Annotated in this window: 22 protein-coding genes; 6 read left to right on the forward strand and 16 right to left on the reverse strand. The window is 40.7% G+C overall.

The features are described 5' to 3' along the window. Nucleotides 1–44: 44 nt before the first annotated feature. The 15 genes from QE422_RS19275 to QE422_RS19345 all read right to left on the reverse strand — a co-directional run bounded on the left by QE422_RS19275 (nucleotide 45) and on the right by QE422_RS19345 (nucleotide 13083). On the reverse strand, nucleotides 45–875 hold the full coding sequence (locus QE422_RS19275; protein ID WP_307461929.1) for an alpha/beta hydrolase: 831 nt from the start codon (nucleotides 873–875) through the stop codon (nucleotides 45–47). 30 nt (nucleotides 876–905) lie between these two features. Beyond that, nucleotides 906–1499, reverse strand: a complete 594-nt coding sequence (locus QE422_RS19280; protein WP_307461932.1) for a transferase hexapeptide repeat family protein — start codon at nucleotides 1497–1499, stop codon at nucleotides 906–908. 152 nt (nucleotides 1500–1651) lie between these two features. Further along, nucleotides 1652–2860: a 3-oxoadipyl-CoA thiolase gene (pcaF, locus tag QE422_RS19285; RefSeq protein ID WP_307461934.1), complete on the reverse strand. Its 1209-nt coding sequence runs from the start codon at nucleotides 2858–2860 to the stop codon at nucleotides 1652–1654. 37 nt (nucleotides 2861–2897) lie between these two features. Further along, nucleotides 2898–3311, reverse strand: coding sequence for a PaaI family thioesterase (locus QE422_RS19290; protein ID WP_307461938.1), 414 nt, complete (start codon nucleotides 3309–3311; stop codon nucleotides 2898–2900). 272 nt (nucleotides 3312–3583) lie between these two features. Then, entirely contained in the window at nucleotides 3584–3895 is a 312-nt protein-coding gene (locus tag QE422_RS19295) for a hypothetical protein (RefSeq protein WP_307461941.1), read from the reverse strand. A gap of 74 nt (nucleotides 3896–3969) precedes the next feature. Then, entirely contained in the window at nucleotides 3970–5112 is a 1143-nt protein-coding gene (locus QE422_RS19300; protein ID WP_307461944.1) for a 3-hydroxyacyl-CoA dehydrogenase NAD-binding domain-containing protein, read from the reverse strand. Between the two features lie 40 nt (nucleotides 5113–5152). Then, nucleotides 5153–5506, reverse strand: a complete 354-nt coding sequence (locus QE422_RS19305) for a four helix bundle protein (RefSeq protein ID WP_294244552.1) — start codon at nucleotides 5504–5506, stop codon at nucleotides 5153–5155. A 35-nt stretch (nucleotides 5507–5541) separates the two neighbouring features. Further along, nucleotides 5542–6342 (reverse strand): enoyl-CoA hydratase/isomerase family protein, encoded by an 801-nt coding sequence (locus tag QE422_RS19310; protein ID WP_307461949.1) that lies wholly within the window; start codon nucleotides 6340–6342, stop codon nucleotides 5542–5544. Nucleotides 6343–6528: 186 nt separating this feature from the next. Beyond that, nucleotides 6529–6966, reverse strand: a complete 438-nt coding sequence (gene paaD / locus QE422_RS19315) for a 1,2-phenylacetyl-CoA epoxidase subunit PaaD (protein WP_373463443.1) — start codon at nucleotides 6964–6966, stop codon at nucleotides 6529–6531. A gap of 194 nt (nucleotides 6967–7160) precedes the next feature. Beyond that, nucleotides 7161–7910 (reverse strand): 1,2-phenylacetyl-CoA epoxidase subunit PaaC, encoded by a 750-nt coding sequence (paaC, locus tag QE422_RS19320; RefSeq protein WP_307461953.1) that lies wholly within the window; start codon nucleotides 7908–7910, stop codon nucleotides 7161–7163. A gap of 72 nt (nucleotides 7911–7982) precedes the next feature. Continuing rightward, a complete protein-coding gene (gene paaB, locus QE422_RS19325; protein WP_002981782.1) occupies nucleotides 7983–8264 on the reverse strand; it encodes a 1,2-phenylacetyl-CoA epoxidase subunit PaaB in 282 nt (93 codons plus the stop codon). Between the two features lie 103 nt (nucleotides 8265–8367). Beyond that, on the reverse strand, nucleotides 8368–9303 hold the full coding sequence (gene paaA / locus QE422_RS19330; protein WP_307461975.1) for a 1,2-phenylacetyl-CoA epoxidase subunit PaaA: 936 nt from the start codon (nucleotides 9301–9303) through the stop codon (nucleotides 8368–8370). 137 nt (nucleotides 9304–9440) lie between these two features. After that, nucleotides 9441–10526 carry a 2Fe-2S iron-sulfur cluster-binding protein gene (locus QE422_RS19335; RefSeq protein WP_307461978.1) on the reverse strand — a complete coding sequence of 362 codons (1086 nt, stop codon included), beginning with the start codon at nucleotides 10524–10526 and terminating at the stop codon, nucleotides 9441–9443. Continuing rightward, nucleotides 10526–11842 (reverse strand): phenylacetate--CoA ligase family protein, encoded by a 1317-nt coding sequence (locus QE422_RS19340; protein WP_307462405.1) that lies wholly within the window; start codon nucleotides 11840–11842, stop codon nucleotides 10526–10528. The genes QE422_RS19335 and QE422_RS19340 overlap by 1 nt, the downstream gene beginning before the upstream one ends. Before the next feature lie 632 nt (nucleotides 11843–12474). After that, a complete protein-coding gene (locus tag QE422_RS19345; protein WP_307461980.1) occupies nucleotides 12475–13083 on the reverse strand; it encodes a TetR/AcrR family transcriptional regulator in 609 nt (202 codons plus the stop codon). A 461-nt stretch (nucleotides 13084–13544) separates the two neighbouring features. Between QE422_RS19345 and clpB the strand changes: the two genes are divergently transcribed. The 6 genes from clpB (at nucleotide 13545) to QE422_RS19375 (ending at nucleotide 20491) form a co-directional block, all read left to right on the forward strand. After that, nucleotides 13545–16139 carry an ATP-dependent chaperone ClpB gene (gene clpB / locus QE422_RS19350; RefSeq protein WP_307461983.1) on the forward strand — a complete coding sequence of 865 codons (2595 nt, stop codon included), beginning with the start codon at nucleotides 13545–13547 and terminating at the stop codon, nucleotides 16137–16139. Between the two features lie 426 nt (nucleotides 16140–16565). Then, nucleotides 16566–17120 (forward strand): hypothetical protein, encoded by a 555-nt coding sequence (locus QE422_RS19355; protein WP_307461986.1) that lies wholly within the window; start codon nucleotides 16566–16568, stop codon nucleotides 17118–17120. 51 nt (nucleotides 17121–17171) lie between these two features. Beyond that, entirely contained in the window at nucleotides 17172–17786 is a 615-nt protein-coding gene (locus QE422_RS19360) for a hypothetical protein (RefSeq protein WP_307461990.1), read from the forward strand. Continuing rightward, on the forward strand, nucleotides 17765–18550 hold the full coding sequence (locus QE422_RS19365) for a sensor histidine kinase (protein ID WP_307461993.1): 786 nt from the start codon (nucleotides 17765–17767) through the stop codon (nucleotides 18548–18550). Before QE422_RS19360 ends, QE422_RS19365 begins: the two co-directional genes overlap by 22 nt. Further along, on the forward strand, nucleotides 18547–19188 hold the full coding sequence (locus QE422_RS19370; RefSeq protein WP_307461995.1) for a response regulator transcription factor: 642 nt from the start codon (nucleotides 18547–18549) through the stop codon (nucleotides 19186–19188). The genes QE422_RS19365 and QE422_RS19370 overlap by 4 nt, the downstream gene beginning before the upstream one ends. A 304-nt stretch (nucleotides 19189–19492) precedes the next feature. After that, the gene (locus QE422_RS19375; protein ID WP_307461998.1) at nucleotides 19493–20491 is read left to right on the forward strand and encodes a zinc metalloprotease; all 999 of its coding nucleotides are present in this window, start codon (nucleotides 19493–19495) and stop codon (nucleotides 20489–20491) included. A gap of 62 nt (nucleotides 20492–20553) precedes the next feature. On the opposite strand, the gene QE422_RS19380 is transcribed toward QE422_RS19375, so the two are convergent. Then, a complete protein-coding gene (locus tag QE422_RS19380; RefSeq protein WP_307462000.1) occupies nucleotides 20554–22416 on the reverse strand; it encodes a M1 family metallopeptidase in 1863 nt (620 codons plus the stop codon). Nucleotides 22417–22681 lie beyond the last annotated feature (265 nt).

A 22681-nucleotide genomic window follows, 5' to 3' on the forward strand; every position in this document is an offset into this window, starting at 1 on the left:
TACCAATAATTATTACACTGATACATTTATAGATTGTTTCATTTTTACTTTTTCGGTTCCTGATAGGGAAATAGTTTCAACAACCCTTCGTACAAACTTCTGTGCAGAATGGTGGCGTGGTTATCTGTTTCCATCATCTTATATTCTATCGTCCAGTTTTTCTTTCCCGCTTTTTTCAACACATCATCCAGATCTTCAGCATCTTTTACTATTACCGGATGTTCCCCTTTTCCGACGGAAATATAAATAAATTTCTTCGTATCCGGAATTTTAGCCAGCCATTGGGTTGCCCCCTTCAAAAGGCTTTCATCATCCCACCATAAACTTGGGCTGATGATAAAATAATTATTGAACAGCTCCGGTTTTTTCAGTAAAATTTCTGTCGCCAGCAAGCCGCCCAAAGATTGTCCGAATACATATTTTTCCGTTACCTTAAACTGATTTTCGATATACGGTTTTAATTCTTTTTCAAGAAAACTGATGAATTTATCGGAATGTCCGGTTGTAGGGTAATCCTTCTGTAGATCTTTCAAATCCGTATGAAAGGTAAAATCTCTTTTCCGATCAGTATTGGCTATTCCTACCACAATGGTTTCCGGCATGGCATACATCTGATTGAAAAAGTGAATCAGTCCGCTAACATGGATAAAGTCTTCATTCATGCTTCCATCCATCAGATAAATGACCGGATAGGATTTGGTCTTATCAAAATTCTGCGGAAGATAGATATTCAATATTCTGTCTTCATTTAAAATTTTAGATTTCAATGTTCGGATTTCACCAATCGTTAAGGGTTTTACATTGTTGTTCTGGCCCGAAACCATAACTGAAAGCCCAAACATCATGATGAAGATCAGAAGAATTTTTTTAATCATTTTTACTTTACTTTTTCTAAACCTCGCAGTTTACTTCACATCATCCCAAATACTGTAATCGATAATTTTAGTTGGAACCTGTTTTACATATTCGGTGAACGGCTCGCAGGGCAGAATGGCATCTTTCCCTTCCCTGGCCAGTTCCTGATACAGTTTTGTACCTTCGGTTTTCCATTTGATCATTTCATCGGAAACATCACGGATAATCTTTGCCGGGCTTCCGACAATCAGCTTTCTGGCTTCACACCTGAAGTTGGCGGGCACAAAAGCCAAAGCTCCGATTATACATTCGTCACCGATAATTGCTTTGTCCATCACCACGGCGTTCATTCCCACCAGGCAGTTTCTTCCAATATGTCCGGAATGGATGATGGCTCCGTGGCCGATATGGGCCGATTCTTCGAGAATGGTTTCAATACCCGGAAAAACATGCAGGGTACAGTTTTCCTGAACATTCGCTCCGTCTTTCACGATGATTTTCCCCCAGTCGCCGCGGATCACCGCATTCGGGCCCACATACACTTCTTCACCGATTTCCACATTCCCGATCACCACCGCCTGCGGATGAATGTAGGCAGAAGGTTTGATGATGGGCCGGATGCCATGGTAGGAGTAGATATTCATAAATTTTTTGTTAAAAATTTAATGTAACAATGGATTAATGTACAAGTTTACCTATAGATGCTTCAACAGGCTCAGCATGACATTACGCAAAATTGTTTCACGGCTACATTGTTACATTGTTACATTGATAAATTGTTATACTATTAAAAAAGTTATACTTTTTCAATCACCATTGCATAGCCCTGTCCTACACCAATACAAAGGGTACACAAGGCATATTTTTTATTCTGTTTTTGCAATTCCATAGCGGCAGAACCAATGATCCTGGCTCCAGAAACTCCAAGTGGATGACCGATGGCAATAGCGCCTCCGTTTGGATTTACTCTGGAATCATCGTCTTTTAAACATAATGATCTCGTCACCGCCAAAGCCTGGGCGGCAAAGGCTTCATTCAGTTCGATGACATCCATATCATCCAGTGACAGGTTTAATCTTTTTAAAACTTTCTGAGAAGCTTCTACCGGGCCAATCCCCATGATTCTTGGCTCAACCCCGGCAACGGCGGAACCTAAAATTTTAGCAATAGGCTGCAGTCCGTATTTTTGTACGGCCTCTTCACTGGCTAAAATCAATGCCGCAGCGCCGTCGTTCATTCCTGAAGCATTTCCGGCGGTTACCGTTCCCCCTTCTTTTCTGAAAGCAGGGCGAAGTTTCGCCAGTCCTTCCATTGTAGAAGTCGGTTTAATAAATTCATCTTTATCGAAAACTTTAGGTTCTCCTTTCTTCTGTGGGATTTCCACCTGTACGATTTCTTCCGCTAGCCTTCCGTTTTCCTGTGCTTTGGAAGCTTTCTGCTGAGACCACAGCGCAAACTGGTCCTGGTCCTCACGGCTGATCTGGTGCATATCGGCTAAGTTTTCCGCTGTTTCCCCCATACCGTCAACACCGTACATTTCTTTCATTTTCGGGTTGACAAACCTCCATCCGAAAGTAGTATCGAACATCTGGCTGTCTCTTCCGAAAGCTGTGCTCGGTTTTGACATTACATACGGCGAACGCGTCATGTGCTCTACACCGCCGGCAATATAAATTTCGCCCTCGCCTGCAGCTATCGCACGGAAGGCATTGGCAACGGCAGACATTCCCGAAGCACACAGCCTGTTAACGGTCTCTCCTCCGATTTTATAAGGAAGTCCGGCCAACAGCAGGGCCATTCTCGCCACATTCCGGTTATCTTCCCCGGCCTGGTTGGCACATCCGAAGATCACATCCTCGATTTCCTGTACCGGAACTTCCGGATTTCTCGCGATGATCTCTTTGATGACAATGGCTGCCAGATCATCGGCTCTTACTTCTGAAAGGCCACCGCTTAATTTCGAAATCGGAGTCCTGATATAATCTATGATATATACGTTGTTCATTAATTTTAATTTAACAATTTAGTAATGTAACATTGAACTAAAGTTCCGTTACTTTCTTTCCTATTTTATACACAGTCCCTACAAACTTGGCGACCAGTTCATCGTTCTGATTCGTGATTTTGATATCGTAAACTGCTGTTTTCCGGGTTTCGTTGGCGAGGATACTTTCTGCCCTGAAAACATCACCTTCTTTTCCGGCTTTGGTAAAATTGATGACACAGTTTAAGGCCACTGCGGCGTCTCCCGAATTGTTGGATGAAAAGGCCAGTGCCGAATCGGCAAAGGCAAACGTAACGCCTCCATGTACCGTTTTCAGCCCGTTGATCATTTCTTTTTTAACGGGCATTTCTATTAAACAATAGTTCTCTTTAATTTCAATCAGTCTGATATTCATCCATTGGGAAAAATAGTCCTGACCGAGCATATATTCTGCAACCTGTTTGGGTGTCATTTATTCTTATTTAAATTTTTGAATTTTATCAAATCTTTCCATGTGTAATCTCTTCCGTCAAGAATGAAAATAGCAAAGAATACGAAGACGAAATAAAATACAATCCCATAGATACCCATGACTTTTTCATTATCCCATCCGAAATAATAGAAAAGAAGTTTAAAAACAGAGAAAAATACAACAGAAAGTACTGCATGTACAAGAGAGCGTAAAAGGTTTTTCTTTGTAAATATTCTTTTAAGCATGGCTTTTGGCTTTATATTATATATTTATTACCGTGCTATCTCTGCATATAATTCATCAGCCAACCGATCGTAAATATTCATGGTTTTACCCAGAATAATTTGAACGTTGGAAAGATTCTCCGTATGTAAAGCATCGCTTTTATCCTGATAAGAAGCGTCGAGATCGATCCCATCCTCCTGTGCGATTCTTTTAATTAGGGCCTTATACTTTTCATTGAATTTACCCAGCAGTTCAAGTTTTTCCCGATCATCTTCGATTGAAGAAAGCTCCTGAACCAGATATTCTTTTTCAATGAGAAGCCTGGTTTCCAATTCGGCTCTGAATCTTTCTATATTCATATTATTGATTTGAAAATTAATCAATTTGAGAATTTGAAAATATTGTAAAAAACCATTTCCAAATTAATCCATTTTCAAATTGTCTCATTTAATTTACGGAGCAACGGGCTTTGCCTGTACCTTTCTTCCTGATATTCTTCGTAAAGACCTTGCAGGGTTTCAGAGATTTTTTCGTATCCGATTTCCTGTCCCCAGGCCAATAATCCTTTCGGGTAATTTACGCCTTTCTGCATCGCCAATTCAAGATCCTGATCACTGGCAATGCCTAATCTTTTGGCTTCTACCGCTTCATTGATGAGCATGGAGATGATTCTCAGGAAAATCTGCTGGTAAAGTGCCTCATCCTTTTGAGGTTCGGGTTTGGTCGATCCTTCCGCATAATCATAGAACCCTTTTCCGGTTTTTCTACCGTGGAGCTTGGCTTCCGACATTCTTTGCTGCAATAAGGAAGGCTTGTATTTCGGATCGTAGAAATAATCTTTATATACGGTTGTGGTTACAGAGAAATTCACATCCACTCCGATAAGGTCCATCAATTCAAACGGTCCCATTTTAAAATTTCCTAAAGTTCTCATGGCATCATCCACCTGTTCCGGTGTAGCAATGTTTTCTTCCACCATCCTTAGTCCTTCTCCATAATACGGACGGGCAATCCTGTTTACGATAAATCCCGGAATATCTTTAGCGATAACCGGTGTTTTCCCCCAGTCTTTCATGAGATTGTAGATTTTTTCCGGCAATGACTGTTCAGTCAGCAGAGAAGGGATTACTTCTACCAATGGCATCAGGGGCGCCGGATTGAAAAAATGGATTCCGATGAAACGTTCGGGATGTTTCAGTTCCGCACCAAGGGAGGTGATGGAAATAGATGAGGTATTAGAACCAATAATACAGGTTTCGGAAACATGGTTTTCCAGTTCTGTGAATACCTTCGTTTTAATTTCTTTATTTTCAATGATGGCTTCTATGACCAGCTGGCAGTCTTTAAATTCCTTCAGTTCTGTAGCGATGGAGATATTGGATAAAATTTCAGTCATTTTTTCGCCTGAAATTTTTTGCTTGTTTACCAGTTTAGTAAGTGTCTTTTCCAAACCGAGGGTGGCTGTTTCCACCTGTCTGGCATTCGCATCATATACCCATACTTTGCATCCGTTGGTAGCCGCTACCTGTGCGATGCCTATCCCCATATTTCCGGCACCGATGATTCCTATATTCATATATTGAATTTGAAAATTTGAGAATATCTTAATTTGAAAATTATTTAATCTTGGAAGTTGAAATGATTTTCGAGAGAATCAGGATAATTTCTTTGAGTTCTGAAAATAATTTTTCATCCGGCGACTTCAGATAAGGAGACATCATACATAACAGGAGCCAGTACTCTGTCTCATCTGCTTCTTTTGCCGCAATTTTTAATTTATGAATGAAATCTGCTTTGCTTTCTGCATTTTGAGCTTCTCTAACATTTGCACCAATAGATGTTCCTGCCTTAAAAACCTGATTAGCTAAAGGATACCTTTTAGCTTCATATAAAACTTCAGAAAATTCGATTATTTTCAATGCAAAATCAAAAGTCTTATTAACGATGACATTTTCTTTATCATTTCTCATTTTCAAATTCTTAAATTACTATATTTTCAAATTGATTATTTTCCTTTATAATCAGGCTTTCTTTTCTGTAAAAATGCGTTTACGCCTTCGATGAAGTCTTCTGTTCCGGCAGCTTCCTGCTGAAGGTCGGCTTCCAGTTCCAACTGTTCTTTCAAAGTGTTGTTATATGAATTGGCGAATGCTTTTTTGGTTAATTTGATGGCTGCTGTCGGCATGTTAGCCATTTTCTCCAGAATTTCCATCGACTTGGAGTTGAACTCTTCTTCAGCAAAAACCTCAGCGACCAATCCGTATGATTTTGATTCTTCAGCCGATAATTTTTTTCCGGTAAAGGCTAAATAATTTGCCAGTTGCCTTCCCAATAATTTCGGTAAAAAATAGGTTCCTCCGGTATCAGGAATCAATCCGATATTGGAGAAAGCCTGGGAGAAATATGCTTTGTTATTGGCCAGTACAAAATCACAGATCAGGGCAAGCATTGCGCCGGCTCCTACTGCAGGACCATTTACCAAAGCTATTACCGGCTTTTTGCAGCGCGTAAGTTCCATTACCAGTGGGTTGTAATAATCCGTTACAATTTTCCGGATGATGTCATGGTCGTGGTGTTCATTACCGGTAACGAATGCATCATCAAGGTTCTGTCCTGAACAGAATGCCCTTCCTCTCCCGGAGATGGCTACACACCTTACGGCAGGATCATTGCTGCACTCATGAATAAAATCCTTCAAGTCTGAAAGTGACGGCTTTGTCAGCGCATTCATGGTTTCCGGCTGGTTGAGGTAAGCGATTTTCAGCTTTCCTTCAAAATGCGTCTCAATATCGAGTTGTGTGTACATAGCTTTAATTTTTTAATTTGAAAATTAGATTATTTGAAAATTAGATTATTTGAAAATGGTTAAAAACTGTTTTTAAATTTACACATTTCCGAATGAATCAACAGGTGAGCCCATACGAATTTGAAAAAAATTTAAGATAATCCCTTACAATTGTTAAATTTTCAAATCAGCACATTTTCAAATTGATTAATGGCATTTAAAATAATCAAACGGTTCCAAACAATCCAGGCATTGGTAGGAAGCCTTACATAAGGTAGATCCGAACCTGCTGATCTGCTTAGTGTGTTCAGAACCACAGCGTGGACACTTTTTCGGTTTCCCGATATGATGTTCGTCGGCTCCTTTTTCAGGAGGAGTGATTCCATAAGCCCGTAGCTTTTCCCGGGCTTCATCCGTCAACCAGTCGGTCGTCCAGATAGGAAACATTTTGGTGATTACTTTTGTGTCCCAGCCGTTTTCCTTCATGATCTTGATGATGTCTTCCTCAATGGTAAACATGGCAGGACAGGCAGAATACGTCGGCGTAATGGTAACTTCACAGGAATTTTCCCCGGTTACTTTCGCTTCCCGCACAATACCCAGTTCCACTATGTTGATGACCGGAATTTCCGGATCGGGAACCATTTCTAATATGTCTAAAGGATTTCTCAATCTTTTTAATTCTGAAAAGTTTTTAAACGCAAAGTGCGCTAAGTTTTTTTGATAACTACTTGTTTTTAAGTTCGCAAAGGCGTTCTACTCAGCAAAGCCATCAAAGTATAATTTTAACAGCAGTACAAATTGTTACGTTGTGAAACTGCTGCATTGTTCCATTAATCTTACCAGGTACATCCCGGATACGCCCTCTGCATATATTGTAGTTCACAAAGGATAAATCCGAAATATTCCGTATGATATCCTGTTCTGGATTTCGGCTGCATGAAAGGATTTGTTGGATATGCTAATCCAAATTCAGCAAAATCTTTCTGTGTGATCTCCAGAAACTCTTCATACAGCGCATCTGCATCCGGAACTATATTTAAAGCAACCAGATCATCCTCGCCTTCGGTTTTTGCAAACAAACCTTTGGTATATTCCCAGATATTTTCAATAGCCTTTTCCAGACGGGATCTGCTTTCTTCTGTTCCCTGGGCGAAGATTTTCATCCAGGAAGCCGTGTGGGTATAATGGTAACGTACTTCTTTTAAAGATTTCTGGGCAATAGCAGAAAGCTCTTCGTCCGCAGATTGGGATAAAGCTTCATATATCAGCTTTTGATAGATTGCAAAGACATAGACTTTCAGAATCGTCTGTGCATAATCTTCGTTGGGAAGTTCAGTCCAGTGGGCATTCACATATTCATGCTCATATCTTAAAAAAGCAAGATCGTCTTCCGTTTTGCCGTTATCGATCACTCTCGAAGCGTACACATAAAAGTTGTTGGCCTGGCCTAATTCATCCAAAGCGATATTCGTTAACGCGATATCTTCTTCCAGATAAGGACCTTCCCCACACCATGCCGACAAACGCTGCCCCATGATGAAGCTATCGTCTGCCAGTTTTAATAAATAATTGTATAATGGATTCATTTTTCAATTTTTGTAAAATGTAAAATGTCGGAATGTATAATGTACTTTTTACATCTGACATTTTACAATGGATTACATATTTTTTACATCGTTAGGAATCTCATAGAAAGTCGGATGACGGTACAGTTTGTCGTCTGCCGGATCGAAGAATGCTTCTTTGTCCACCCCTTCGGAAGTAACGATATATTTGCTCGGTACCACCCAAACGGAAGTTCCCTCTTTTCTTCTGGTGTAAACGTCCCTGGCATTCTGCAACGCCATTTCGGCAGTCGGTGCCTGTACGATTCCTACGTGTTTGTGGGACAATCCCGGTTTAGTCTGGATAAACACTTCCCACATATCTAAATTTGCCATAATTAAATTAATTTAACAATGTATTAGTGTAACAGTGTATCAATGAAATGCTTCGACAAGCTCAGCATGACAGTAATTGTTACATTTTTACATTGGTATTATATTATTTTACTGCTACATTGCGCTCTGCAAACGCGGCGGCCGCTTCTTTTACCCAAGCATTCTCTCGCTGGGCTTTTCTTTTGGTTTCGATCCGCTTTTTGTTGCACGGTCCGTTTCCTTTCAGGATTTCCATGAATTCATCCCACGGCAGTTCCCCGAAATCGTAATGCTGTCTTTCTTCATTCCATTTCAGGTCTTTATCCGGAATGGTTAAGCCTAAGAATTCAGCCTGGGAAACCGTAACATCAACAAAACGCTGACGAAGGCTGTCGTTGCTTTCTCTTTTCACCCGATAATTCATCGAGATTTTGGAGTTTGGCGAGCTGTCGTCATTCGGTCCGAACATCATCAATGCCGGCCACCAGAAACGGTTTAGAGAGGCTTGTGCCATTTCTTTCTGCTGCTTGGTTCCGCGGCAAAGTGCCATCAGGATTTCGTACCCCTGTCTTTGGTGGAAGGATTCTTCTTTACAGATCTTCACCATCGCCCTGGAATAAGGCCCGTAGGAATTACCCATCAGCATCACCTGATTCATAATCGCGGCACCGTCTACCAGCCATCCGATCGCACCGATATCTGCCCAGCTCAACGTCGGGTAGTTGAATATGCTTGAGTATTTGGCTTTCCCGGATAGCATATCTTCATAAGTCGCATCACGATCGGCTCTGATGCTTCCGTCCCCTAAAGTTTCGGTAGCGGAATACAGGTATAATCCGTGTCCGGCCTCATCCTGAACTTTAGCCAGCAAGGCCATTTTTCTTCTCAAAGAAGGTGCTCTGGAAATCCAGTTGGCTTCCGGCAGCATCCCTACGATTTCAGAATGGGCGTGCTGGGAGATCTGACGAACCAAAAGCTTCCTGTAATCATCAGGCATTACATCTTTCGGCTCTACTTTATTTTCGTCGTGTACGTATTGTACGAATTTTTCTAAGTCCATAAATTAAAATTTTAAAAATTTTAAAATGCAACAATATATAAATGTAACAATGTATCAGTGTAATAGTATATCAATGTCATAATGTATAAATACGGCAATAATTGTTACATTGGTAAATTGTTATATAGGTATATTAATTACACATCATAATTCAGCATCACCACGTTGGTGGTCGGGTGGCACTGGCAGGTCAGCACATAGCCTCTGGCTACTTCTTCCTCGGTAAGCGCATAGTTCTTTTCCATGAAGACTTCTCCTTCCAGAACTTCAGCTTTACACGTACAGCACACTCCTCCTTTGCAGGCAAACGGCACGGGAAGATTGTCCTTTAATGCTTTATCTAAGATACTTTCTTTTTTTGAGTTGAGGTGGAATGAATATTCATCGTCATCAATAATCACCGTCACCATGCTTTCGATATTGGCAATGGCCTTGAATTCATCGCTCATCTCTTCTGAATTTTCGTCATCCGGAGCGGTGAAATATTCAAACAAGACTTGGATGGCCGGCACTTTTTTATCTTTTTTCAGATAATCCGCCACACTTTTTATCATTTCCGAAGGGCCGCAGATGAAATAGGTAGCTTCCTTAACATCGATCTCAGGATGCCGTTCAAAAAGCTGTTCAAGTTTATCCGGACAGATCCTTCCTTCAAATAGTTCATCCTCATGTTTCTCGCGGCTTACCAGGTAAATGACTTTCAGTCTTCCGTTGAATTTCTGCACCAGTGCTTCAATTTCCGCTTTCTTCATCACATGGTTCATGCTTCGGTTGCTGTAAAACAGATACGCATTGGAATCCGGTTCCTGGTACAAACTTTCTTTGATGTTGGAAAGCACAGGACTGATTCCGCTTCCCGCAGCCAGTCCGATATAGGTTTTCACGTTGGTCGGGTGATACGAAGTATTGAAACCGCCCATCGGAGGCATGACTTCCAGCACTTCATCCATGTGAAGATGTTCGTTGAAATAGCCGGAAACTTTTCCGCCTTCCAGCAGCTTAACCAATACTTCCAGCGTATTGCTTTTTTCGCTAGGTGCATTGCAGATGGAATAAGAACGCCTTTCTTCATTTCCGTCGATCATCATACGGAAATTAAGATACTGCCCCTGCTTGAATCTAAATTTATCCTTCAGCTCCTCAGGGATTTCCACGGCTACATTCACGGCATCCGCTGTATCTTTCTGAACCTTTACGGTTTTTAGTTTATAAAATGAATTCATTATCTTTTGAGTATTCTATTGATTTTTCCTCCTTCGCATTTCGGCAGGCTATCCTGAGCATGAATCTTTACCGCTGTCGTAATGCCTACGCGTTTTTTTATTTCGTTTTCTATATTTTTTCCGAATTTCCTGACAAAAGTAAGATATTCATCGGTATCCTGCTTCAGTTGTGAGGTTTTTATAAAGTCAGCATCAATTTCCACATCAATATCCAATGCTACGCACATCTGTTCTTTCTCTACCGGCGTCAGGTAATAGTTGGGCACTACTCCCGGCAAATGCGAAAAGGCTTCTTCAATCTGGCTTGGGTATACATTTACCCCTCTTACGATCAGCATATCATCTGCTCTTCCGAGGATCGGCTTCATTTTTACCATCGTCCGCTTTCCTTTTTCATCGTAATACAGACTGGTGATATCGTTGGTCCAGTAACGCAGGAGCGGCATGGCTTTTTTCGTCAGTGTGGTAATCACCAGGACCCCTTCTTCTCCGAAAGGAACCGGCTGTTTGGTAACCGGGTCTAAAATTTCAGGATAAAAATGATCTTCCCAGATGTAAGAACCGCCTTTTTCCTCAAAGTCTTCCACCGAAACTCCGGGACCGATGATTTCGCTCAAACCATAAATATTTACGGCATGGACCCCCAGACGTTCTTCAATATGATGCCGGATGATTTCCGTCCACGGTTCTGAACCGAGCACCGCATATTTCAGGCTGATGTCTTCAGGAGCAATTCCTCTCTTTGTCAGTTCGTCTGCAATCGTCAAAGCATAGGAAGGTGAGCAACAAAGGACTTCAGGTTTAAAATCCATGATCAGGTCTACCTGTCTTGAAGTCATTCCCCCTGAAATCGGGAGCACACTCATGCCTAGCTTTTCCGCTCCGTAATGAAGTCCGAGTCCGCCGGTGAAAATACCGTATCCATAGGCATTGTGCAACTGCATTCCCGGTCGGGCTCCTGCTGCATTCAGTGATCTCGCAACCACTTCACTGAACAGTTCGACATCTTCTTTTGTATATCCCACCACCGTCGGTTTGCCTGTAGTTCCGCTGGAGCAGTGAATCCGCTGCAGTTCGTTTTTCGGAACGGTGCATAATCCGAACGGATAGTTGTCTCTCAAATCCTGTTTGTAGGTAATCGGCAGTTTAGCAATATCTTCAATGGATCGAATATCTTCTGTTGAGAGTCCGGACTCCATAAATTTCCCTGCATAAAACTCCGATTTCTCACCCAGATATTGTACCAAATTAACCAACCTTTCGGACTGAAGTGCCCGCAGCTGATCCAATTGCAAATATTCTACTGAAAAATCCATAACTAAACTAACTAACATTTGTTAGGTGTAAATGTAAAAAGATTTTTTGTTTCTGCCAAATTTTTATGATTTTCGTCATGTAGGGTGTTTTATCATTGAATAGTAGGAATTTTAACACGTAAGAATATGAGATTTTTGGGATAAGTCTTTGCACATACTTTAAAACACATTAATAAATTAAAGATTTTAAAAGGTTTTGATAATGATCAATAGCAAATAGAAGTTTACCATTATCCTTGTCATTCCGTAGAATCCCAACCCCAATGTTTCCAAGCTTTTCTCTAATACTATGTTTAGATTCCTCCGGAATGACAAACAAGCTGTTGAAGTGTTTAGTTAAAATAGAATTGGAATTTAACATAATTTATAGGTGATGATTTGTAAAACCCGTTCGGAGTTGACCGTAAAAATTTAACCACAAAGCAGCAAAAGATATTTATGCTATATCATGAAGTTGAATACAAAATGTGTAGAAGCACACAAAAGTTTTTAAAAATCTTTGATTTTTATTTCTTATGTGCTCTAAAATATTTTTCCAGTCTATATAAAAATTCTCTCTGTGACTTATGTGTCAAAATAAACGTAGACAGCTGTAAAAATCTATGAACCCTGGGAGAATAAAAAAGCTAGCTTTAAACATTACGTTTTCCCAACAGTCCAAACAGAATCTTATCCCGGATTTCATCGGTAATTTCCGTGGTGGATTCCGTGTTTCTTTTGAACCAGAAATAGGAATTGTTGAGGGTATGGAGAATAAACCTGGTAGTGAAGGATGGCGACCTAAGTTCCCACTGCTCTGCTTTATAAATATCAGAAATCAGCTGCTCTACTTCCTGCTGATAGTTTTTCCGAAGTTCAATAAATTCAGGGAGTCTTTCTTCGAGATGCTTCCATTCATTGGAATAAATATGGGTAACGTCACGGTTTTGAAGAACAACGGACAAATGCCTTTCGATAAACAAGTCGAGTTTTTCCCTCGGGGCTGCCGATGTATTTTTTACCTGCTGAAGCTCATCGAAAAATTCCTGGGCAATCCCAAAGCAGATCCACTCCAGGATTTCTTCCTTAGAACGAATATGCGCATATAGTGAAGCCGCCTTGATATTCAGCCGGGTGGCCAGGTCGCGCACGGAGCTTCCCATATACCCTTTCTCCTTGAAAAGTTCTACGGCAACGTCTAATATTTTCTTTTGTTTCTCTTTAAGTTCCATCAGGCAAAACACAAAAGTACTTATTTTCATTGTAAAACAGGATTCTGGAAATATGATTTTTAATGGCTGCCCCAATTCACATTGACCTTTATTTATATCATCCGTCACAAATGATCTGAATTTTTCCATATTTTCATCGGAGAAACTTTCGGGTATTGTCATCAACGTCTGTTGCCTGTAAATTATAACTATTTACTGCATGACGATTATTCCGGAATATTTTATTAAAATTTAAAGAATCGGAAATTTTGTCAAGTTATTTTACACTCAAAAATGAATATTCCGGAAATTTTGTCCTTATTTTTTGAAAATTCAATAATTGAATACTTTTTGCGATACTCTTCCTGAATTAAATGATTAAATGTGATGGAGGGCATCAGAAATTAGAAAATCGGATTTGAAAAACTTAATATTTATGAGACTTCTATGGTCTGAAATCTGATGTCTGAAATCAATAACTTGAAACCGAATAACATCAAAAATAAATAGATATGAATTTAAATCAATATACTGTAAAATCGCAGGAAGCCATCCAGGCCGCACAACAGGTAGCCATGGAGTTCGGCAACCAGAGCATTGAGCCCCAACATCTTCTTGAAGGTATTTTTCAGGTAGATGAAAATATTTCGCCCTTCTTACTGAAAAAGTCCGAAGCGGACGCTGCTTTGGTAAGAGAGCGCAACCGTGAAAATTTAGAAAAACTCCCAAAAGTACAGGGAGGGAATATTTACCTGTCCCAATCGGCCAACAAAGTATTGCTGGACGCCCCAAATATTGCCAAAAAGATGGGCGACGAATATGTAACGATCGAACATTTATGGCTTTCTTTAATCGAAACAAATTCTGAAGTATCGAAGATGCTGAAAGATATGGGCGTAACGAGAAACCTGCTGGAGGGCGGAATTAAAGAATTGAGAAAAGGAAGCAAAGCCACTTCTGCCAGTTCGGAAGAGACGTACCAGTCCTTAAATAAATATGCTAAAAACTTCAACGAATTAGCCGCAGAAGGAAAACTGGACCCGGTAATCGGACGTGATGAAGAAATCCGGAGAGTACTGCAGATTCTTTCAAGAAGAACGAAAAACAACCCGATCTTAATTGGTGAGCCGGGTGTAGGTAAAACTGCTATCGCAGAAGGAATAGCCCACAGAATTATCAGCGGCGACGTTCCAGAAAACCTGATGGATAAAACATTGTACTCATTGGATATGGGTGCTTTGATCGCAGGAGCCAAATACAAAGGGGAATTTGAAGAAAGACTGAAATCAGTAGTTAATGAGGTAATTAAATCCGACGGCCAGATCATCCTTTTTATCGATGAGATCCACACTTTGGTGGGAGCCGGCGGTGGCGAAGGTGCCATGGATGCAGCCAACATTCTGAAACCTGCTTTGGCAAGAGGTGAATTAAGAGCCATCGGTGCTACTACTTTGAATGAATATCAGAAATATTTTGAAAAGGATAAAGCATTAGAGAGACGTTTCCAGAAAGTGATGGTGGAAGAACCGGATACCGAATCGGCTATTTCCATTCTTCGGGGAATCAAAGATAAATATGAAGCGCACCATAAAGTAAGAATCAAAGACGAAGCGATTATTGCCGCCGTAGAAATGTCGCAGCGGTATATTTCCGACCGTTTCCTGCCGGATAAAGCGATTGACCTGATCGACGAAGCTTCTGCCAAATTGAGAATGGAGATCAATTCCAAACCGGAAGAGCTGGATGTGCTGGACCGAAGACTGATGCAGCTTGAAATTGAGCTGGCTGCCATTTCAAGGGAAGGCAATCAGACCAAAATCGACCATTTGAAAGAAGATATTGCCCGGATTTCAGAGCAGCGTAACGAGATCAATGCCAAATGGCTGAAAGAAAAGCAGAAATCTGAGGATTTAACCCAGATTAAGAAAGAGATTGAGTCACTGAAACTGGAAGCGGAAAGGGCTTCAAGGGCCGGAGATTACGCCAAAGTAGCGGAGATCCAGTACGGAAAACTGCGTGAGAAAGAAGAGGAGCTTTCCAAGCTTGAACTGGAAATGCAGAACCATCAGAATGAACTGATCAAGGAAGAAGTAACTTCTGAAAATATTTCTGAAGTGATCGCGAAATGGACCGGAATTCCGGTTACCAAGTTGCTGCAGTCTGAAAGAGAAAAATTATTAAATCTCGAAACCGAACTTCACCACAGGGTGGTAGGACAGGATGAAGCCATTACGGCAGTCGCCGATGCAATCCGAAGAAACAGAGCCGGATTGAGCGATGATAAGAAACCGATCGGCTCCTTCTTATTCCTGGGAACCACCGGGGTCGGAAAAACCGAGCTGGCTAAAGCTTTAGCAGAGTTTTTATTCGATGATGAGAACAATATGACGAGAATTGATATGAGTGAATATCAGGAACGTCACAGTGTATCCAGATTGGTCGGTGCGCCTCCGGGATATGTAGGTTATGATGAAGGCGGACAGCTGACGGAAGCCGTGAGAAGAAGACCATATTCCGTGGTACTGCTGGATGAAATTGAAAAAGCCCATCCTGATGTTTTCAACACGTTGCTTCAGGTTTTGGATGATGGACGTCTGACCGACAATAAAGGAAGAGTGGTAAATTTCAAAAACTCGATTATCATCATGACCTCGAATTTGGGTTCCCACCTGATTCAAGAGAATTTTGAAAATATTACCGATGAAAATCAGGATGAAATTGTTGATAAAACGAAAGATCAGGTTTTCGATCTGTTGAAACAGACCTTACGTCCGGAATTCCTGAACAGAATCGATGAGGTGGTATTGTTCCAGCCTCTAAGAAAAAAAGAGATCGGAAAAATCGTGACCTATCAGTTAAGAGGATTTAATGAGATGCTTTCCAAACGAAACATCATCATGACCGCTACTCAGGATGCCGTGGATTACTTAATGAACAAAGGCTATGATCCTGCCTTCGGGGCAAGACCGCTGAAAAGAGTGATCCAGCAGGAAGTTTTGAACAGGCTGTCGAGAGAAATTCTTGCCGGAAAAGTAAACGACGGGGATAGAATCACACTGGATTATTTCGATGAAACCGGTCTGGTTTTCAGACCTACTGATTTATAAGTAGTTTTTTTTCATATATATTATTTTTGTAGTAAGTGCCGCAGATTTTTGTCTGCGGCACTTACTTTTAAATTCATTGATTCTATATACGCAAAGTCCGAAAATATTTTTTTCATACTAACTGTTTTAAATTCGAAAGTGCTTCGACGGACTCAGCATAAACTTTTTCACTCAGCAAATGAACACAATACCCTCTTTACATTATGAGGTTAATTAAAACTTTTAGCAAGTAGTAACAATTTCCGTAGCTAATTACTACGTAATTTAATTAAACGATTTTTTTACCAAGCTATCTAATCTTTACAATTTTAATCCAAATTCACAATCCGTAAAAACCCCATAAATAATCAGGAAAAAACCGTGTGGTATCAACTTGTTTTTTACGAAATTTGCAGGACCAACTAAGATTTCATTAAAAACGAGCTTATGAAAACAAAGCCTAACCCTTTAGAAACAGAGACCGTGGAACTGGGTACAGCACCCAACACCATGAACTGTGATTTTATCAGAACGCTGATTGATAATTACAGGAAGAATCAACTGATGTCTGTAAAAGACACTATGGGAATTGATGATGCCCATGCCATTCATTTTGATCTGGCGACGCTTAAAAAATTCATTTCCGATATCGAAGCGGACGCGCAGAAAACGCATCCAAAGGCAACGCCGGAAGACCTGGGCATCCGGTTTTACTATGCTGCTTACCCGAAAACTGCCGACTGGGACATCATGGCCGGCACACCTATCGGACAGGAATATGCCGAAAGACACACCCTGGTGATGGTTCCGACCGTAAAAAGAGAAGATGAAAACGGTGAGTCGCTCTGCTACGATTTCAGTCCGATCAATGCCAGCACAGCCAATACGGGTGAAATGATCGCTATGGCCTCAGCCAGAGGTACGGGCTCGCAGGGAGATCTGATTTCTCAGAATCACGGATCCCTTTCTCCTCCAAGCGATCCTAAATTAGAACTGTTTTAATTTATTTTATAAAATACGATGAGTGAATTTCAGAACGTTTTACAGGAATCTATGATATGGATAGAGGGACTTACAGCCCTTATTTCCATTATTTATTTTTACAGAGTAAAAGATGAGTATTGGAAATACTTTTCATATTACCTGATTATCATTTTTCTTTCTGAAGTTTTCGGGAAATGGGGACATTATATTATAGATTATGACAAACCTGCTTTTTTTAATTATTTTGTTATTCCTTTAGAGTTTATATTTCTGTACTGGCTCTATGCAGCAAAATCATTTGGAAAAAAGAATTTATTCTACATCATCACCGCATTATACCTGTTGTCGTTCCTACCCAATGAGTATTTTTTTAAAATGAAAAAGATCATATTCTCATTCAACTATACATTCGGGTGTTTAATTCTAATGATTTTAGTTGTCATGGAATATTATAAACAGGTAAATTCATCGGAAATTCTTAACTTCAGTAAGAATAGAATGTTCTATATTAATTTAGGGGTAACGCTATTTTACATCGGGACCTTACCGTTCTGGACATTTTTCAGTATTCTGAATGAATATAAAGAACTGTTTAATATCTACTTTAATTACTTCCTGATTTCCGGAATAATTATGTATCTGCTATTTTCAACTTCAATTATATGGGGAAAACAGAACTACTAATAACCATTATTCTTTTTAATATATTCTTCCTGTTTTTTGTAGTTGCAGTGATGGTCTACATCCGGAAATACAAACAGCGAAAGAAAGAATACCTGAATGAAATTGAAGTAAAAAACGAAATCCATAAACGGGAGCTGCTGGCCACACAACTGGAAATCCAACAGGCAACGATGCAGCAGATCGGGCGCGAGCTTCACGACAACATCGGCCAAAAACTCACTTTGGTAAGCCTTTACACCCAGCAGCTTTTGTATGAAAACAAGGTTCCCGAGGTAAGCGAAAGAATAGACCAGGTTTCACAGATCATCAACCAGTCACTACAGGATCTGAGGAGCCTTTCAAAAACGCTGACGGATGATAACATCAACCAAAAAGAAATCGTAACTTTAATCCAGGAAGAAGCGGACAATACCAATGCATTTAAAAAGTGCCATGTTGATTTTAAACATAACTTTCAGCAGCTTGACCTGGGATTTGTCCACAAAAATGTACTGCTGAGAATTACGCAGGAATTTATTCAGAACAGCATCAAACATTCCCAGTGCCGGAATATCTTCATTAGCCTGAACACTTCTGAAGAGTCGCTTTGGGAACTGAACATTCATGATGACGGCATCGGGTTCGACCGGTCGAACATTACCTCAAACGGGATCGGGCTTACCAATATGAAAAACAGGGCCGAGATCATCGGAGCCCAATTCAGCCTTGAAAGTGAGAAAAACAAAGGAACCACGCTCAACATTATTTTAAAAAGACAGCCATGAAAAAAACGATAGTGATCGTTGATGATCACGTCCTTATCGCCAAAGCACTGGAAGGAATTATCGGAAATTTTAAAGAATTTGAAGTCATTTACGTGGCGGAAAACGGTAAAGATCTTATTCAGAAATTTGAAAACAACAGTAAAATCCCCGACATTATTCTTTTAGACATCAGCATGCCCATTATGGACGGCTTTGAAACCGTTCTCTGGCTGAAGGAAAACCATTCGTCCATTAAAGTAATGGCACTGAGTATGCAGGGGGATGATAAAAGCGTAATTAAAATGATTAAGAACGGGGCCAAAGGGTACCTCCTTAAAAATACACACCCGAAAGAACTGGAAAATGCTTTGACCAAATTAAATGAAGACGGCTTTTTCTATCCCGAATGGGCTTCGAAAATCATTTTTTCCAATCTGAACAATGAAGATCCGGCAGGCAACATCCGCATTTCGGACCGTGAAAAGGAATTCCTGAGATATACCGTTACCGAGCTCAGCTATAAGGAAATCGCCGATAAAATGTGCTGCAGTCCGCGAACAGTGGAAAGCTACCGCGATCAGCTCTGTGATAAGCTGGATCTGAAAACCCGTGTCGGCCTGGCAGTCTTTGCTATTAAAAACGGATTTGCGGAATCTTAAGAGATAAAACACATTCACTCATATTTACTTTCAATTATCCTTTCCTGTTTTCAGGGGAGGATTTTTTATGATCAAATCTAAACATACTCACAACCACATGTATTTAACATCAAAACCGCATATAACCAAAAACCTTTTATAATAAAATATTTACAACAAAAACACGTTTTAAATATACATTAAACAACACATATTAAAAAATACTATTGATCGAATAATAAAATAATTCAACAATCCTGTGAAATACTTGCACAGGAATTTCAAAAATTATAATTTCATCCTACATAACAAAATATTTATATTCATGAAAAAGTTAGTACTCGGAGCGCTTATGCTTGGCTTCATGTCTGCCTGCAACAGCGACAATCTTTCCAACCAAAATGAGGAATCTCAAAACAACCTTACCGCTTCCACTTCGGGAACTGCATTAAGAAGAGGCTGCGCTTCTGAAGAAATCAGAAAAAATGCCCTTCAGAGCAGTGCCGAACTGAGACAAAAATATTCAGAACTGGAATCCAGAACCGAAAAATTCGAAAATGACCTGAAACTCGGAAAAGTATTGTCTGACGGTTCGGTAGAAATTCCGGTGGTGGTAAATGTATTATACAGAACTTCTTCGGAAAACCTTTCCGACTCGCGTATTGCCGAGCAGATCGCGGTCCTGAATGCCGATTATGCAGGAAGCAACAGCGACGCCTACAAAATCCCGAACGAATTCCAGGGTGTAAAAGCGGGTGATGTAAAAGTAAGATTCAGACTGGCTAATACCGTAAGAAAATCGACTACAAAAACCAGCTGGAGCACCAATGACGCCATGAAAAAATCGTCCAGCGGAGGGATCGACGCCACCAGCCCATCCAATTACCTGAACATTTGGGTAGTAGGAAATATGGGACAAATTTTGGGCTATGCTACTTTCCCTGAATCTGCGGGATTATGGAATGACGGCGTGGTAATCGCAGCACCTTACTTCGGAAAAACAGGAGCTTCTTCACCGTTTAATCTAGGACGAACCGCTACCCACGAAGTTGGTCACTACCTCAACCTAAGACACATCTGGGGCGATGCCAATTGTGGAAACGACCTGGTAGCCGATACCCCTACCCAGACCGGAGCCAACTCAGGAAAACCGAGCTACCCGCTTTACAATACCTGCAGCGGTACCCAGAGATCGGTGATGTTCATGAACTATATGGATTATGTAGATGATGCGGCGATGTTTATGTTCTCTGCCGGACAGAGATCCAGAATGCAGTCGGTAGTTGCTTCTTCAGGAGCAAGATCCGGACTGAGACTTTATTAAGCTTTTCAAATTAATTTTTATAAAAAACCCGGCTGTTCTTTTAAACAGCCGGGTATGTATTTTTATAAAGCTTTCTGATTGTCAGCCGGGGTATAATCCATAAAAATACCGCCATCCAACTGTACCGCTTTCACTTTCTTTTTAATCGGCACGGTGAGTACCATCTGTTTCTGGTCTTTTTCCCAGACCGCCGGAGAGAAATGCAGTTTTTCTACCGTTCCGTCCTCATAATTAATTACTGCATCAAAAGGAATCGCAAAACCACCTGCATTTTCAACATTTACCGTCAGAAGATCATTCACTTGCGCAGCATTGGTTACTTTCAGATCGATATAATTGTTGGTGTAGAACCAATTATTAAAGAACCAGTTCAGGTTTTTTCCTGATCCTGTATTCATCGAATTGAAATAATCCCAAGGAATCGGATGCTTTCCGTTCCAGTTGTTCATGTAATGATGTAATGCTTTTTTGAAGAGATCGTCGCCCAGATAATCTTTCAAAGCAAGATAAGACAGGGAAGCTTTTACATACGAATTGTTTCCGTAGCCTGCGCCACTCACCTGGGTACTCATGGAAATAATCGGCTGGTCCTGTTCGGCAGAAGGATCGTTGATCCATCTTTTTACCCTGAAATTCTGGTAAAATTCTTTGGCTTTCGCTTCACCGTTTTCATCAATCCCGATCAGGTATTCCAGGGTGGTTGCCCAGCCCTCATCCATGAAAGCATAACGCGTTTCGTTGATCCCCATATAGAAAGGGAAATAAGTATGCGCAATTTCATGGTCGGCGGTAAGCCTGGCGTCCTGGAAATCATCCGGAATGCTGGTATCATTGATCATCATCGGGTACTCCATATCGGCATACCCCTGGATCGCTGTCATTGCATTGTATGGATATTCCACCCCCGGCCAGTTCTTCGAGAACCAATCGAGGTTGTAGCGCATCCATTCTACATAATGCTCAAAATCCTTGGCTCCGTTTTTATATCCTGCCTGCACGCTGGCCCTTTTGGTTTTCAGCTGTACGCTCGCCCCGTCCCAGACATAGTGGTTGCTTAAAGCAAAACAAAAATCGGTGATGTGGCTGGCTTTGAATTTCCAGACATTCCACTTATTCGGCTTGGTCACTTTTCCAGATTTCATCTCATGTTCGTTCGCGATGTGAATCACTTTATCGCTTTTTAAAGAAGATTTGTATCGCTTCAGATATTCCGGCTGAAGAACGGCTTCGGGATTCAGAAAGTCCCCGGTCGCCCATACGACATAATTTTTCGGGGCGGTAATGGCAAAGCTGTAGTCATTAAAATCATTGTAAAACTCCTGACGGTCGGAATGCGGAAGCATATCCCAGCCATTATAATCGTCGTATACGGAAATCCTCGGGAAAGAATAGGCAACATAAAATGTTTCAGGATCAATCTGCCCTTCTCTCCCACTCTGTACCGACAGCGGATATTCCCATTCTATTTTCACCTCCGCTTTAGCTTTGGACTTTAAAGCCGTATTCAGCTTTATTTTTTCTACCGTTCCCCAGTCGTCACTGTTTACCGTATACTTTTCGCCATTTACGACAAAGGATTTGATATGTAATCCGGACGAAAGGAAGTCTTTTGAAACCATTCCGGATCTCGGCGCCTGCGGTTTATGGAGATTATTGACGAACCGTATGGCCAGTTCATTAAGTGCATTCGGGCTGTTGTTGGTATAGACAATCGTTTCTTTTCCTGAAACCACCTTCGAATTGGCATCTACTTTTACCTCGACATTATACATTCCTTTATTCTGCCAATAGTTCTTTCCCGGAGCACCCGATCTGTCGCGGGTCCCGTTTTCGTATGCTTTTTTAATATTTCTCGGCATATACAGTTCCTGTGCGGAAAGCTGCCATGAAGCCAAAAGCACAACGCCCAAAATAATTCTCTTCATTAAATTTCTGTAGGTATTTAATTCCATATAAAAGTACAAAAAACAGCAATACCGGACTTATTGCACCTGCAAATTTTTGTACCACGGAAAAAAACAGTTTCCAGCAAATCAATTCTGAATCTCCACACCGGAAATTGTGGATAACTTTGTGGATAAGTCGGGGGAATACGTTTGTGGATAAGTTTCAAAATATTTTTTTAGGTTAAAAACTATTCGGTAATTTTTTAATATCAAATAATTAAAAAATATAAAATTAATAATGAGT

Source organism: Chryseobacterium sp. SORGH_AS_0447, from assembly GCF_030818695.1.
GTDB lineage: Bacteria > Bacteroidota > Bacteroidia > Flavobacteriales > Weeksellaceae > Chryseobacterium.

Excerpts from the sequence above, each read along its gene's own strand:
- QE422_RS19275 (WP_307461929.1), bottom strand. The coding sequence starts at position 875 with ATGATTAAAAAAATTCTTCTGATCTTCATCATGATGTTTGGGCTTTCA.
- QE422_RS19280 (WP_307461932.1), bottom strand. The coding sequence starts at position 1,499 with ATGAATATCTACTCCTACCATGGCATCCGGCCCATCATCAAACCTTCT.
- pcaF (WP_307461934.1), bottom strand. The coding sequence starts at position 2,860 with ATGAACAACGTATATATCATAGATTATATCAGGACTCCGATTTCGAAA.
- QE422_RS19290 (WP_307461938.1), bottom strand. The coding sequence starts at position 3,311 with ATGACACCCAAACAGGTTGCAGAATATATGCTCGGTCAGGACTATTTT.
- QE422_RS19295 (WP_307461941.1), bottom strand. The coding sequence starts at position 3,895 with ATGAATATAGAAAGATTCAGAGCCGAATTGGAAACCAGGCTTCTCATT.
- QE422_RS19300 (WP_307461944.1), bottom strand. The coding sequence starts at position 5,112 with ATGAATATAGGAATCATCGGTGCCGGAAATATGGGGATAGGCATCGCA.
- QE422_RS19305 (WP_294244552.1), bottom strand. The coding sequence starts at position 5,506 with ATGAGAAATGATAAAGAAAATGTCATCGTTAATAAGACTTTTGATTTT.
- QE422_RS19310 (WP_307461949.1), bottom strand. The coding sequence starts at position 6,342 with ATGTACACACAACTCGATATTGAGACGCATTTTGAAGGAAAGCTGAAA.
- paaD (WP_373463443.1), bottom strand. The coding sequence starts at position 6,966 with ATGGTTCCCGATCCGGAAATTCCGGTCATCAACATAGTGGAACTGGGT.
- paaC (WP_307461953.1), bottom strand. The coding sequence starts at position 7,910 with ATGAATCCATTATACAATTATTTATTAAAACTGGCAGACGATAGCTTC.
- paaB (WP_002981782.1), bottom strand. The coding sequence starts at position 8,264 with ATGGCAAATTTAGATATGTGGGAAGTGTTTATCCAGACTAAACCGGGA.
- paaA (WP_307461975.1), bottom strand. The coding sequence starts at position 9,303 with ATGGACTTAGAAAAATTCGTACAATACGTACACGACGAAAATAAAGTA.
- QE422_RS19335 (WP_307461978.1), bottom strand. The coding sequence starts at position 10,526 with ATGAATTCATTTTATAAACTAAAAACCGTAAAGGTTCAGAAAGATACA.
- QE422_RS19340 (WP_307462405.1), bottom strand. The coding sequence starts at position 11,842 with ATGGATTTTTCAGTAGAATATTTGCAATTGGATCAGCTGCGGGCACTT.
- QE422_RS19345 (WP_307461980.1), bottom strand. The coding sequence starts at position 13,083 with ATGAAAATAAGTACTTTTGTGTTTTGCCTGATGGAACTTAAAGAGAAA.
- clpB (WP_307461983.1), top strand. The coding sequence starts at position 13,545 with ATGAATTTAAATCAATATACTGTAAAATCGCAGGAAGCCATCCAGGCC.
- QE422_RS19355 (WP_307461986.1), top strand. The coding sequence starts at position 16,566 with ATGAAAACAAAGCCTAACCCTTTAGAAACAGAGACCGTGGAACTGGGT.
- QE422_RS19360 (WP_307461990.1), top strand. The coding sequence starts at position 17,172 with ATGATATGGATAGAGGGACTTACAGCCCTTATTTCCATTATTTATTTT.
- QE422_RS19365 (WP_307461993.1), top strand. The coding sequence starts at position 17,765 with ATGGGGAAAACAGAACTACTAATAACCATTATTCTTTTTAATATATTC.
- QE422_RS19370 (WP_307461995.1), top strand. The coding sequence starts at position 18,547 with ATGAAAAAAACGATAGTGATCGTTGATGATCACGTCCTTATCGCCAAA.
- QE422_RS19375 (WP_307461998.1), top strand. The coding sequence starts at position 19,493 with ATGAAAAAGTTAGTACTCGGAGCGCTTATGCTTGGCTTCATGTCTGCC.
- QE422_RS19380 (WP_307462000.1), bottom strand. The coding sequence starts at position 22,416 with ATGAAGAGAATTATTTTGGGCGTTGTGCTTTTGGCTTCATGGCAGCTT.